The following is a 13,375-nucleotide window of genomic DNA, read 5'->3' on the forward strand; positions in this document are numbered from 1 at the left end:
ATATTACTGAAAGTCCATGGAAAGAATATCAAGAAATGTGGGAAAACCAAATTCCATACCTTTGAGATTTTTTTAAGAAATTTCATGCGTCAGCACTGCGCATGATCATGCCTCCTTGACTTTCTTGCCCTAATGTGATATAAATTTGATTAATCCAAGTAATTAGCCAAATCAAAGACTATGAAGGGAAGAGTAGGCAAGAGAGATAGGCCTAAAGAGAGCCGGGGCAGGTGAAAGCCGGTGCTAAAGACCTTGCTGAAGATGGCCCCTGAGTCTGACTGCCGATAGGTAGGCAGTCACGGGAAAGGACCGTTAAAATCCTTCAGGTATCGGAAGATTTATTTAAACCGTTTTATATTTGGTGAAAATTTTCCCGCACCTGGCAAAGGCCTTTATTAGGCGAATTTGGGTGGTACCGCGAGAGTCCCTCGCCCCTTTTATATTGGGGGCGGGGGTTTTTGGTTTTTTAAAACAAATTAAAACAAATTAAGTAGAGCCATCAAAAAATTCTAGGCAAGTAGCTTATATATAGCTCAAGAGCTCAATATGGCAATTTTTTCATAATGAATTTCAGAAGGAGGACGAAAAACTTGAGCAAAAAAACTTTTTATGTTACAACCCCAATCTATTATGTTAATGCCGAACCCCATATCGGCCATGCTTATACCACTGTTATAGCGGACTTTCTAAATAGGTGGCATCGCCTTGCCGGATATGATTCCTATTTTTTGACCGGCACAGATGAACACGGAGAGAAGATTGCACAGGCAGCCCAAAAAGCGGGAGAAGAGCCTCAGGTCTTTGTAGACCGCGTCAGTACCCGATTTAAAGAAGCATGGGAAAAGCTCTGCATCGAATATGATGATTTCATCCGGACAACCGAGCCAAGACATAAAAAAGTTGTCCAATACATCCTGCAAAAGGTGTATGATGCAGGAGATATATACTATGGAGAATACGAAGGCTTTTACTGTGTAGGCTGCGAACGATTTCTCACCGAAAAGGAACTGGTGGACGGCTGCTGCCCGGACCACGGTATGGTTCCCGAAAAGCGGCGTGAAGGCAATTATTTTTTCCGCATGGAAAAATACCGAGAATGGCTAAGGGACTATATTAAAGCACATCCGGATTTCATCCGTCCCGAAGGCTACCGAAACGAGGTTCTTTCCATCCTCTCAGAGCCGATAGGGGATTTATCCATATCAAGGCCCCGTGAGCGTGTATCTTGGGGCATACCCCTGCCATGGGATGACAACCATGTCACATATGTTTGGTTTGATGCATTGATAAATTATGTATCTGCATTAGGATATCCCGATGGAGAAAAATATAAGCACTACTGGGAGCATGCGTCACACCTTGTAGGTAAAGACATCATCAAACCCCATGCCATATTTTGGCCTACCATGCTTAAAGCTGCAGGTATTCCGATTTATAAAAACCTTAATGTAGGCGGATTCCTCATGGGTCCTGACGGTCGAAAGATGTCTAAAACCTTAGGCAATGTAGTAAACCCCTTTGCCCTTGCGGAAAAATACGGGCCTGATGTTGTAAGATATTATCTTTTGAGCGATATACCCTACGGCCAAGATGCGTCTGTAGGTGAAGCCAATCTTATCGCAAGATACAACACAGATCTTGCAAATGATTTAGGCAACTTACTTTCTCGAACGGTAACCATGATTGAAAAGTTTTGCAACGGGGTTATACCGGCTCCGGGAATTTCAGAAAGCCCTGATGATGAACTCATAGACATGGCGGAAAAATTACCACATACTCAGGAAACCCTCGTAAACAGCATGCAGCTAAATGCAGCAATTAGAGAAATCTGGAAACTTATAGGCAGAGCCAATAAATATATTGATGAAACCGTACCATGGAGTTTAGCTAAAGACCCCAGCAAGAAGGACAGACTTAGCACAGTCTTGTATAATCTGGCAGAGGCTTTGCGAGTGGTCGCTGTCCACATTTTGCCCATTATGCCAAATATCTCAACAAAAATTTTCGACCAGCTCGGCATAACAGAAAGCAGTCTTTATACATGGGAAAGTGTAAAAGAGTGGGGCAAACTCCCGTCAGGCATTAAAGTTTTGCGAAAGGAAATTATCTTCCCGAGGATTGAAGAAAGCAAGGAGGAGGATGCAATTCCCCAGCAAAATCAAAAGAATGAGCAGCCCAAAAAACAAGAAGTCGAAGCAGATAAAAAAGAAGAAGGTGCAAACACTATATCTATTGAAGACTTTGCAAAAATTGAGCTTCGCATCGCCGAAGTTTTGGAAGCAGAAAAGGTAAAGGGAGCTGATAAGCTCTTGAAACTGCAGATAAAAATCGGAGAGGAAAAGCGCCAGATAGTAGCGGGTATTGCAAAACATTATACACCGGAGGAACTGGTGGGCAAAAAAATAGTAGTAGTAGCCAATTTAAAACCTGCCAAACTCCGCGGCATCGAATCACAAGGCATGCTGCTGGCCGCATCCAACGAACAAAACCTGACACTCATTACCGTAGACCGAAACATCGACTCCGGAGCAAAAGTAAAATAATTCTGCTACACCACCCCACAAATTTTCAATCAATGCGGATTCTAAAAATAAAAAATCAGACTCAGCCTTGATTTATCCACAGTTTCATACACTTATCCACAATAACTGTGAATAACTTGTGGAAATGTGAATAATATGTGGAAAACTTGTGTATATAATCGATAATTTCATACAACAGAGTCGCTGCCTTACAGGCAGTCGAAGAGCTGCTTTTACAGCAGGCTTAAATTTGTTTTTATAGTAAGGGAGGAGAGCCATTGAAAAAGATAATGACAGGCAATGAAGCTATCGCTAGGGGAGCCTATGAAGCAGGATGTGAGGTGGCGGCCGCCTATCCCGGCACACCCAGCACTGAAATCTTAGAAAATATTGCCGAATACAAGCAGATATATTCACAATGGTCTGTAAATGAAAAAGTTGCCGTTGAAGTTGCCGGCGGTGCGTCTATTGCAGGGGCTAGAGCTTTGGCCGCCATGAAACATGTCGGCTTAAATGTAGCTGCAGATCCGCTGTTTACCTTGGCCTACACGGGAGTTAACGGAGGTATGGTAGTTGTAACTGCGGATGATCCGGGGCTTCACAGCTCACAAAACGAACAGGACAACCGCTACTATGCTATGCATGCTAAAGTAGCCATGCTAGAGCCTTCGGACAGTCAGGAATGTTTGGACTATACAAAAGCAGCATTCGAAATGAGTGAAAAATATGATATGCCTGTGTTGCTCAGGGTAACCACCCGCATTTGCCACAGCAAATCGGTAGTGAATATCGGCACTAGGCAAGATGTAGGTGTGAAAGAATATAAAAAAGATGTAAAAAAATACTGCATGATACCGGCCTTTGGAAAGATTAGACACCATATAGTAGAAGAAAAACTTGCACAACTTAGAGATTACGCCGATGAAACTCCTTTAAACCGCATTGAATGGGGCAGCCGCAAAATCGGTATTATAACCAGCGGCATTTCCTACCAACATGCCCGAGAAGTTATGGGAAATGATGCATCTTATTTAAAGATAGGCCTTAGTTTTCCACTGCCTGAAAGGCTTATTCGGGAATTTGCGGAAGGTGTGGAAACATTATATATCATAGAGGAAAACGAACCTTACCTGGAAACCTATGTAAAATCTTTAGGTCTAAATTGCATTGGAAAAGATATCTTTCCCATATGTGGTGAACTAAATCCGGAAATCATTGAGAAAGCTCTCAAACCGGAAAAATCAAGAACAGTATACGCTCTAGACATACCAATACCCACACGCCCGCCGGTGCTTTGCGCAGGATGCCCGCACAGAGGCATATTTTATGCTCTGAAGAAATACAAAGATGTTGTAGTGACAGGGGACATCGGGTGCTACAGCCTATCTGTAATGCCGCCACTTGATGTAACAAATACCGTAATCTGCATGGGAGCCGGAATATCGGCAGGTATTGGCTTTGAGAAGGCTTTCCAACAGGCAGGCAAAAATCAGAAAGTCTTTGGATGCATGGGAGATTCCACTTTTTTCCACTCAGGGATTACCGGCCTTGTGGATGCCGTTTATAATAAAAGTAAATTAGCTATAATAATCTTGGATAATCGCATAACTGCCATGACCGGCCATCAGCAAAACCCGGGTACAGGCAAGACTCTCAGCGGTGAGGCCGCACCGATAATTGACATACAACAGATTGCCAAAGCTGTTGGGGTGAAGGACGAGAATATCAAAGTAGTAGATCCTTACAACCTTTTAGAAACACAGGAAGCACTTCAGAAGGCCTATGAAGCTACTGAGCCCTTTGTTATCATAGCCAAGAGGTCCTGTGCGCTGCTAAAAGAAGTTCAGAAAAACAGAGCAAATCTCAAATGCAGCATAGATACGGATAAATGCACACAATGCAAGATGTGCCTTAAAATAGGATGTCCCGCCATTGCATTTAAAGATGGCATAATGGTGATAGATCAGGCTTCTTGTAACGGGTGCACCCTTTGCATGCAGGTCTGCAGATTTGATGCCATTGAAAGGACGGGTGAGTAAGATGACAAAAAGCCTTATATTAGTAGGTGTTGGTGGTCAAGGCACTATCTTAACTTCAAAAATCCTTGCCGAAGGTCTGCTGCAGCTAGGATTTGACGTGAAAATGTCGGAGATTCACGGCATGGCCCAGAGAGGCGGTAGCGTCAATACCCAGATAAGATTTGGAGAAAAGGTCTACTCACCAATTATAAGCTCAGGAGAGGCTGATGTGTTATTGTCTTTTGAAAAAATTGAGGCAATAAGATATTTGAATTACCTAAAACCTGACGGAACCCTCATAGTAAACGACTATGAAATCTATTCACTGCCGGTTTTGACCGGAAATGAAAAATATCCAAAACAGGCTTTAGAGATGCTCAAATCAACCGTTCCCAACACTGTAGTCATAAAAGCATCTGAAATTGCGAATAATATTGGCAACATAAAGGTTCAGAATATGGTGCTGCTTGGAGCAGCGGTAAAAAGATTGGGGCTTTTAGATTTAGACTGGATAAGCATAATAAAAGATTACCTGCCCGAAAGATTTCACGAATTAAATATCAAGGCATTTAATGCAGGAATAAACGAGGCTTAATGGGGTGAAAAAATGTTTGTAGATGTACATGCACATTTAGATGATGAGGCCTTTGACGGTGACAGACAGGAAGTTCTTGCAAAGATTAAAGAAGCCGGCATAATAGTTGTAAATGCCGGCTCGGATATAGCCTCCAGCCGATTTTCCGTGAAACTTGCACAAGAATATGACTTTATATATGCCTGTGTCGGGGTTCACCCTCATGAAGCCCAAAAAGTTGAACAAAACTATATAAACGAACTTGAAGAACTTGCAGGCAATCCCAAGGTAATCGGCATAGGTGAAATTGGGCTTGACTATTATTACGATATTTCCGAGCACAATATACAGCAAAGAGTTTTTGAGGAGCAGATAGAGCTTGCAAAAAGCTTAAATCTTCCAATAGTAGTTCATAATCGGGAGGCACATAAAGATACCGCCGAAATACTTAAAAAAACTCTACCTGCCAAAGGCTTGATGCACTGCTATTCAGGCAGTCTTGAAATGGCACAGGAATTTATCCAACTGGGATTTTATTTTTCTTTCGGCGGAGTTATAACATTTAAAAACGCCAAAAAGCCCAAGGAAGTAGCTTCAAAGCTCCCACTGGACAGGATTCTCCTTGAAACCGATTGTCCATATCTTTCGCCTGAACCCTACAGAGGCAAGCGCAATGCTCCTACACGTATTCCAATCATTGCCGGACAAATGGCGCAGCTTCGCGAAATATCCGTTGAAGAAGTAAGAGAGGCTACTTATTCTAACTTTAATAAATTGTTTGACCTGCTTTAACGAGAATTTATAACTAGGATTTCAAACAATCCTTGTATAGGAAGAAAAATACAATTAATTGACTTATGTCAATAGATGGAATATATTATAATAGAAATTGTTAATTACGTAGATTGGAGAAAATAAGGATTGGCTAAAAGTAGAAAACCAGTAATAAGTGAGGAACTGTCTGAGAAGCGAAAAAACCAGATATTAGAGGCTGCGATTCAAGTCTTTTCAAAAAAAGGCTTTGAAGGCTCCACGACAAAAGAAATAGCAAAAAAAGCCAAGGTGTCGGAAGGGACGATTTTTCGCTATTTTAAGACAAAGAAAGAGATTCTAATCCACATGCTAAACATCCTTTCCGAACAAACCTTGTTTGACTTTGTAGAACAAATTGAAAGCGGATTAGAACCTCAAGAAGCCATAAAAAGCTTATTAAAGCGTCACTATAGATTTATTGTGAATAATCAAGACTTAATAAAAATCCTAGTTTATGAAGTCCAATTTCATAAAGATTTAAAAGAAAAATTCTATAATGATGTACTAAACCGCATTATAGAATTTACCACGGATATTATTAGTGAGATTATGCCAGATTCTAAAATACCTCCACGGACGATTGCAGAAAATTTGATGGCAATTTTTCTAGGCTTAACACTTGTGCATACATTTAAAAATTCTAAGAAATATGAAGAACAAGAAAAAGTAGTTTCAGATACAATAAGAATATTAGTCTTAAGAATATTAGTCTATGGAATAAAAGATATGGGAAACAAATAAACTAGTCCACAAAACTGCTAAAAACAGAATCTACCAGTGCATCGATTTTATTTTCATTTTGCTCAATATTACTTATCGTATTATCATTAAAGGCTTTAGCCAAAAATCCCATATACGAAAGTGTCAGCATGGCAGATAAAGAATCGTGATTGTGGGTTTTTTTACTGCCCCCTTTTTGTGCCTTCTTTAAACATACTTTTAATGCCCTTTCCACAGAATGATATTGCTCTTCTAAAAATTCTGACTCCACAATTAAGACCCCCAAGTCTTAGCCAAAATTCTAATTGACTACTCACTTTGACCATCATCATTATAACATAATTCTTAAAAAAATAAAGTAGTGATAGTAATGATACACATAAAAACTGACAAGCCATTTAAAGCAGCGTAAATAACGGGGTGTATATATTACAATATCATTACAAATGGGTGTAATGTATTGACAAAACTTCCAAGCATTCATATACTTTATATGTGAGCAATCAATTGCAAAACTCCAAAACCTTCTAAAAATAACGAAGGAAAAATCAAAGAATTATTAGGAGGTGAAGTTACTTATCCAATAATAGACTGCAATACCAAATAATAAAACTTCACTAAAAATAAAAAGGAGGAAGATGAATGTCAAAAACTAAGCTCATGAACAAAATGTTTGCTGTCCTGCTAGTTTTCACATTTGTAGCAGGATTAGTAAGCACAAGCATACCGCAGACTGCTTATGCAGCTGAAGACGAAATTAATGTCGATGTCAAAAAATTGGTATCTGACATTGAAGACAAAGATGCTAAAGAGGCAGTGCTGAGGCTTGCAGCATTTAAGATCATTCACGGTAAAGAAGATGGCAAATATCATCCAGACGATATGGTTACAAGAGAAGAATTTGCCAAGATTCTTGTTACATCTTTAAAGATGGATACTGCTGTAAAAGCAGGATTAGGTTTTACACATTTTAAAGATGTCGAAGCAACAAGATGGTCTGCAGGCTACATAGGAATTGCAGCCGGCCAGGGCTTAATTAAAGGATATCCAGATGGAACCTTTAAACCTGCAAATCAGGTCAGCTATGCTGAAGCTATAACAATGCTTGTAAGAGCTCTCGGATATAAAGATGAGTTCCTTTCTGGTCAGTGGCCAGCCAACTACCTTGCCAAAGCCGGTGAAAAGGAAATCACCAAAAAAGTCAAGTTTACAGATGCTTATGGCTTTGCAAACAGAGGCGATGTGGCCATCATGGTCAACAACACCCTCGATGCCAAGGTAGTAAAAGTAGTCGAATATACTGCCGGTGCGACAAAATATGAAGAAAGAGATGTTACGCTTCTCGAAGATAAGCTGAACATCAAGAAATTAGAAGATGTAAGAGTTCTTGCCAACAAGAGAATTGACGATGGACTTAAAGAAGATGAGGTAAGACTCGCTGTACCTTCTGAGAAAAAGTCAAAAGACAGTGAAGAGAAAGTCTATGACTTTATAAATGATGTAAATCCTGAGCTTGTCTTAGGTGAGGAAGTCAATGTTTACCTCAATGATGATGATGAGGTAATATATCTTGAGAAAAAGAACAGTGACAAAGTATACTTTGACTATGTAAAGAAAGCCATAACCAAAGGCGATAACATCGTAGCTTTGGATCTTGCCAAAGCAGATGATGACTTTGAGTTTGACGAAGATGCATTTATATATGTCCTCGACGGCGACAAATATAAGAATGCACAAAAAGATGGAAAGATTTCATTAGATGATTACAGCGTAACAGATTTTGCCGGTCATGTAGGTAAGTTTGTTATCAAAAACCGCAAGATCATCTATGCAGAAATCATGGATATGGGTGAAGCATACCCATGGATGGTAGTCTTTGAAAACAAAAATGGTATGCTCAAAGGTATCAGTGCTGATAACGACGAGTTCGAACTTGATCTTACCAAAGATGGCAACTATGATGGTGTCATCGTTCTCGACCTCGAAGGCTACGAACTCGATGTAGAGGATATCGAAAAGGGCAACCTAGTATATGCACAGAAACAGTCATATGACGGCGACGACTACGCAGTAGTTAGAGTCGTAAAAGATAACATTATCGAAGGTAAACTCGAAAGAGTTCAGGACAACAAGGTTAAAGTCGGCAATGTGGAAAGAAATGTAACTCACTTCACTGGTGCCGATGGCAAGAAGGTTTTCGATGCTTACTACAGCATTGACGATGGTGACGAAATTAAGTGTTTTGAGAATAATGAAATGATAAGCGATATGGATGATGCTGACGAAGAAGAAGTTATCGCTTATACTGATGCAGTAGGTCGCATTGCATACTTTGTAACTGCTGCTGAAGCTGCATCCGGCTATAAATATGGTATCGTAAAGAGAGTCTATGCAGATAAAGATAGAATCAAAGTGTTTACCATCGCTGATGACGGTGAAGATGATGACTTTATCTACAGAGTAGAAGAAGAAGATAATGTAAAGAACCCGCTGGTATTAAACAAATATGGACAAAAAACTGATAAACTCCTCGGTGACGAACTTAAAGAAGGCCATGTAATTAAATTCAAACTCAATAAAGATGGCGAAATAGCCGAAGACAAGCTTTATGTAATGCCACCGGAATACCTCTGGAAGATCGAAGCTAAAGATGATTTCGGCAGTGACTACTTGCCAAAGGCTAAACTAGTTGCAAACGATGATAGAGAAGTCAAATTCAAAACAGATGGAAAAAATAATTTTGGTGGTCTTGGTATAAAAGAACTTGATGCTCTTGGCGAAACAATGACCTTCTCTGTTGATAATAACGTAACAATAATTGATGCAGAAAAGTATAAGTTTGCAAAAGGTACTAAAGATGGTGTTGTTTCACTTGAAGTAGATAGTGATAAACATTATGCAGATCTCAACGAAGAAGATTTTGCTAAAGGCAGCTGGTCAGAGCTTGCTAAGGCGAATGGTATCGATTCCTACTTCTATGTCTTCAGTGATGACACAAAAACTGTAAATGCTAAAGCCGTAGTCTTCGTGGGAGATGCATCTGGTTCTGCGGCAAATGATGAGATTGCTATCTATGCAATTAAGAAATGGTATAAGGGTGGAGACACCTACATTGACTATGTTGCATACGGCGAGGATAAGATAGAGTCAAGAATCGTAGACAATGCTGATAAACTAGATGAATATCTAGCAAAAGAAAAGCCATTTGTTGCTAAAGTCAAATCAAATGGCAAGCTGGAAATCATACAACCCGGTAACAATGGTGAGACGACAGACGGTTTCAGCATCCTATATGGTAAGATTGACAGCAGAAAATCCGATAGCTTAACCCTTTCAACGGCAGTTAGAGAAGGCGACAACCAAAAATTCACTGATAAGATGTTCAATATCTCTAACAAGACTGTAGTCTACGAAGAAGATAACAAGAAGAGCACTTCAAACCTCACAAAAGATGATGTAGTACTCATGGTAGTAGAAAATGGTACCAACGTAAGAGTAATCGAAAGACTTATTGGTAGTGAGAAAACTGCAGCTCTAAAGAAGATTGGCGAAGTTGATGATACAGATGGAAATGGAAATGGTGAAACTGGAACGGTAACTTATATTAATAACGGTGCAACTGTTACTGACAAAATAGAATTAACTGCAGCTAATGCAGGAGATGCTACAGCAAAATTAGCATTCTCAGTAAAATATAAGAGTGCAAGTGATGCAGATTCAGTTATCAAAGCTACTGAAGCAACAGCTAAATTATTTAACAATACAACATCAGAATTAGTAGAAACAGATACAAATGCAACAGAATTACTAATCCTTAAGGGAAGCGAAGTAACAATAATACCTGGAACAAAGATTAATGCTAAAGACTTAGATGTAGGAACAAACTATACTCTAAGAATAGAAATAAAAGTTAACGGCGAAACAATTAGTAAAGATATCGCTGTTGTAGTTAAACCACATGCAGATGATGTTACAGCTGTTCAAAACGCTATGAAGACTGCAAAAGTTGCAGCAGTTGCAGGTGAAAAATTAGATGCCGTTAAAACAAAAGTAACATTAGCACCAGCAGTAGCTGATGGAACTAGCGGAGTTAAAGTTGAATGGAAATCAAATGCAGATGTAGTAACAGTAGGAGCAGATGCTGGTACAGCAGAAGCAACTGTTGTTGATACAAAAAGACCTGCATATGGTGAAGCAGGAAAGAAAGTTACTTTAACAGTAACAATTTCTAAAGGTGGATATAGTGAAACAAAAGATTTTGAAGTAACTGTAGCACCTAAAGAACCAACTAACGAAGATATAGCTAAAGAATTAGCTAAAGGATTAACAGTAGTAAATAAAGCTGACGGTAAAGAAATAGACTTAAATGCTATAGCAGCAGACATCAAAGCTAAAGAATTAACATATGAAGGAAAAACTGTTACAACTTCAATAAAAGCTTCAAGCTTACCAGCAATAATAAATGCTGTTGATGGTAAAGTTACTCCATCCGATAAAGCTACAGAAGTTATCTTAACTCTAGAAGTTAAAGTAGCAGATAATGCTGAGGGAGCTAATGCTAAGACAGCAACAAGAAATATAACTGTAACAGTAGCAGCAGCTAACTAATCAAAACTAAGCAAGCTCAGGGGAGAAGCTCTCCCCCTCGCAAAGGTACCGGGTACCACCCGACTTTTGTGGAAACTGGCGAATCAGATAAAGAAGGACCTCACAGGTAGAAATACTTGTGGGGTTCTTTTTTTATTGCAAAGAAAAAGGACTATGCCTTAGTTAGCATAATCCTAATATTCGCTTATTTTCTCTTCTCTGATTATTCTTCTATTTTCCAAATCAACCAGCATCACAAACAGGTTAGCTCTTAGATTTATTGGTGGTCTTTCAAGCATAAAATTGAAAGTCCTTTCATCATTTACTACTAAAGTAAATTTATCTGTAGCAGTTAATCCAAAAGTAAGAAGTCTACCATAAAAGTTATAGATTATAGAGATGGGCATAAAGTTTCCTCTCATAGCCTTAAATTCAAAATACCATCTTTTATAATAGTCATCTTCTAAATTGATTATCATGTCAGGAAACTGCATCCTACCTTCAGGCTTTTCCATGCTCCATCGGAAATCGCTATTCATTAAGTTCCCTATAATTATCTGGAAAATTTCTTGCTCCATTCTTATAATTTCATTTCTTCTGTTTTGAGGAGAATCTTCTTCAACTTTATTATCTTCACTAATATGACCTGCTGCAATCATTAAATCCCTGTAGGTAATCCCATTATGTGCTTTCTCTGCAAACTTAGAAATAGTTTCAGGAGTAGGAGGTGCATCTATCATCTGTCTAAGAAATCTAGAGATATGTGCTGCACTTATATCTGTTTCACTGGCATATTGATTTATGGATCTATCACCTTTTGCCCTATCAAGTAGATTAGCAAATTCTTCTTTATTAAAAACTGATTCTTTACTCATTTATTTCACCTTTCCTAAACATATATATTGTGTATAATTCAATTATATAATTAGTATTGACAATAGTCAACAGCAATATTCAATTAAATTCACAATAAGTATTGTATTTATTATACAGTTGTGTTACTATTAAATAAAGACATTAGTAAAAGTTATATAGATATATTTGGCTATAATAGGTCGAATTCTATTAGGCGTAGTAGTATTATAACTATGTCTATATCTATATATTTTTTTACTCTAACCATTGAGTATAATCAATAGTCAAAATGAAGTGAGGTATTGACTATTGTCAAATCAACTAAACGATAAGGAGGAGTCCCATGGAAACTGCAAGGAAGATAGAAAGAGTCGATTGCCCTAACTGTGGTAAAAGACTCTTTGATAAGGAAGAAGGAGCCTATGGATTTACAAGAGAAAAATGTAGAGTATGTAAGAGTGTGTGGAGAGTTGACTTAGCAAATAACAAATTCTCATTAATAGCTGGGAAAGCTGTACAGAGACGATAAGGAGTCATATGAACTACCTTAAGAGCCTGATAGCTACTTTTAATTAAGTAGTTATCGGGCTCTTTTTTTATTTTCTAAAAAACTTTTTAAATATGAAATAGACCTGCATATTTAACATTTATTCTTTAGTTACAGAGCAAATGAAAGGGGGTGAGAAAGCGATGGGGCCAAATGAAAGACGTATGGAAATCATAGAAACTTTATGCCATAGAAGGCAAGATACAATGGCAAATTTAGCTACAGAGTTTGGCGTAAGTGTCAGAACAATTAAAAATGATATCGACATCCTATCGCTTAATCACCCCATAGAAACTATTCGAGGTCGTTATGGTGGAGGGGTCAGGGTAATGGATGGCTACTATTTACACAAGAAGTATCTAAAGCCAGAACAGGTAGAACTACTACAGAGATTAAGCATTGGCCTATCAGAGGATGACCTTAAAGTTATGAATAGCATCTTTAAAGATTTTGCTCTTAAAAGTTAAAGGAGGGTAGGTGGAGCTATGAGTGATTTACACTATGCACTAGCAGAAGAATTAGAAAAACTAGCAGCTGGATATCGTGCCTTAGCTGATAATCAAACAGAAACAGATGAGGTTACAATCCAGGATATTAGCATTGTACTCACAGAGAAAATGAGTAAAGGGAAGGTAGTAGAAATTAAGTCATTATTAGAAAAGTATGGTGCTAGAAAATTAGTGGAAGTTAAACCAGAAGACTATGAAGCTTTTTATAAAGAGGCAAAGCATCTATAAAG

11 protein-coding genes and 1 other annotated feature are annotated in these 13,375 nt (G+C 38.6%); of the genes, 9 read left to right on the plus strand and 2 right to left on the minus strand.

The features are described 5' to 3' along the window. Nucleotides 1–171: 171 nt before the first annotated feature. Nucleotides 172–439: a binding site (T-box leader), on the plus strand. Between the two features lie 124 nt (nt 440–563). The 5 genes from metG to BUC45_RS00885 all read left to right on the plus strand — a co-directional run bounded on the left by metG (nt 564) and on the right by BUC45_RS00885 (nt 6,668). Beyond that, complete coding sequence (gene metG / locus BUC45_RS00865; RefSeq protein WP_366749414.1) at nt 564–2,543, plus strand: methionine--tRNA ligase; 1,980 nt, start codon at nt 564–566, stop codon at nt 2,541–2,543. A 257-nt stretch (nt 2,544–2,800) separates the two neighbouring features. Beyond that, nucleotides 2,801–4,561: an indolepyruvate ferredoxin oxidoreductase subunit alpha gene (iorA, locus tag BUC45_RS00870; RefSeq protein WP_296969488.1), complete on the plus strand. Its 1,761-nt coding sequence runs from the start codon at nt 2,801–2,803 to the stop codon at nt 4,559–4,561. A gap of 1 nt (nt 4,562) precedes the next feature. Next, nucleotides 4,563–5,135, plus strand: coding sequence for an indolepyruvate oxidoreductase subunit beta (locus BUC45_RS00875; protein ID WP_296969491.1), 573 nt, complete (start codon nt 4,563–4,565; stop codon nt 5,133–5,135). 12 nt (nt 5,136–5,147) lie between these two features. Then, complete coding sequence (locus BUC45_RS00880; RefSeq protein ID WP_296969492.1) at nt 5,148–5,906, plus strand: TatD family hydrolase; 759 nt, start codon at nt 5,148–5,150, stop codon at nt 5,904–5,906. Nucleotides 5,907–6,035: 129 nt separating this feature from the next. Then, nucleotides 6,036–6,668 (plus strand): TetR/AcrR family transcriptional regulator, encoded by a 633-nt coding sequence (locus BUC45_RS00885; RefSeq protein ID WP_296969495.1) that lies wholly within the window; start codon nt 6,036–6,038, stop codon nt 6,666–6,668. 1 nt (nt 6,669) lies between these two features. Here the strand turns inward: BUC45_RS00885 and BUC45_RS00890 are convergent, their stop codons facing one another. Beyond that, a complete protein-coding gene (locus BUC45_RS00890) occupies nt 6,670–6,918 on the minus strand; it encodes a hypothetical protein (RefSeq protein ID WP_296969498.1) in 249 nt (82 codons plus the stop codon). 371 nt (nt 6,919–7,289) lie between these two features. On the opposite strand from BUC45_RS00890, the gene BUC45_RS00895 reads away from it, so the two are divergent. Next, nucleotides 7,290–11,255, plus strand: coding sequence for an S-layer homology domain-containing protein (locus BUC45_RS00895; protein WP_296969501.1), 3,966 nt, complete (start codon nt 7,290–7,292; stop codon nt 11,253–11,255). 173 nt (nt 11,256–11,428) lie between these two features. Here BUC45_RS00895 and BUC45_RS00900 read toward each other — a convergent pair whose 3' ends face one another. Continuing rightward, the gene (locus BUC45_RS00900; RefSeq protein WP_296969504.1) at nt 11,429–12,109 is read right to left on the minus strand and encodes a hypothetical protein; all 681 of its coding nucleotides are present in this window, start codon (nt 12,107–12,109) and stop codon (nt 11,429–11,431) included. Nucleotides 12,110–12,432: 323 nt separating this feature from the next. Here BUC45_RS00900 and BUC45_RS00905 point away from each other — a divergent pair, with 323 nt between their 5' ends. The 3 genes from BUC45_RS00905 (at nt 12,433) to BUC45_RS00915 (ending at nt 13,373) form a co-directional block, all read left to right on the plus strand. After that, complete coding sequence (locus BUC45_RS00905) at nt 12,433–12,618, plus strand: hypothetical protein (RefSeq protein ID WP_296969507.1); 186 nt, start codon at nt 12,433–12,435, stop codon at nt 12,616–12,618. Between the two features lie 161 nt (nt 12,619–12,779). Next, nucleotides 12,780–13,103 (plus strand): HTH domain-containing protein, encoded by a 324-nt coding sequence (locus BUC45_RS00910; RefSeq protein ID WP_296969509.1) that lies wholly within the window; start codon nt 12,780–12,782, stop codon nt 13,101–13,103. A gap of 18 nt (nt 13,104–13,121) precedes the next feature. Next, nucleotides 13,122–13,373: a hypothetical protein gene (locus tag BUC45_RS00915; RefSeq protein ID WP_296969511.1), complete on the plus strand. Its 252-nt coding sequence runs from the start codon at nt 13,122–13,124 to the stop codon at nt 13,371–13,373. Nucleotides 13,374–13,375: the final 2 nt, after the last annotated feature.

Origin of the sequence: Tepidanaerobacter sp. EBM-38 (assembly GCA_001896545.1) — a bacterium.
Lineage (GTDB): Bacteria > Bacillota > Thermosediminibacteria > Thermosediminibacterales > Tepidanaerobacteraceae > Tepidanaerobacter.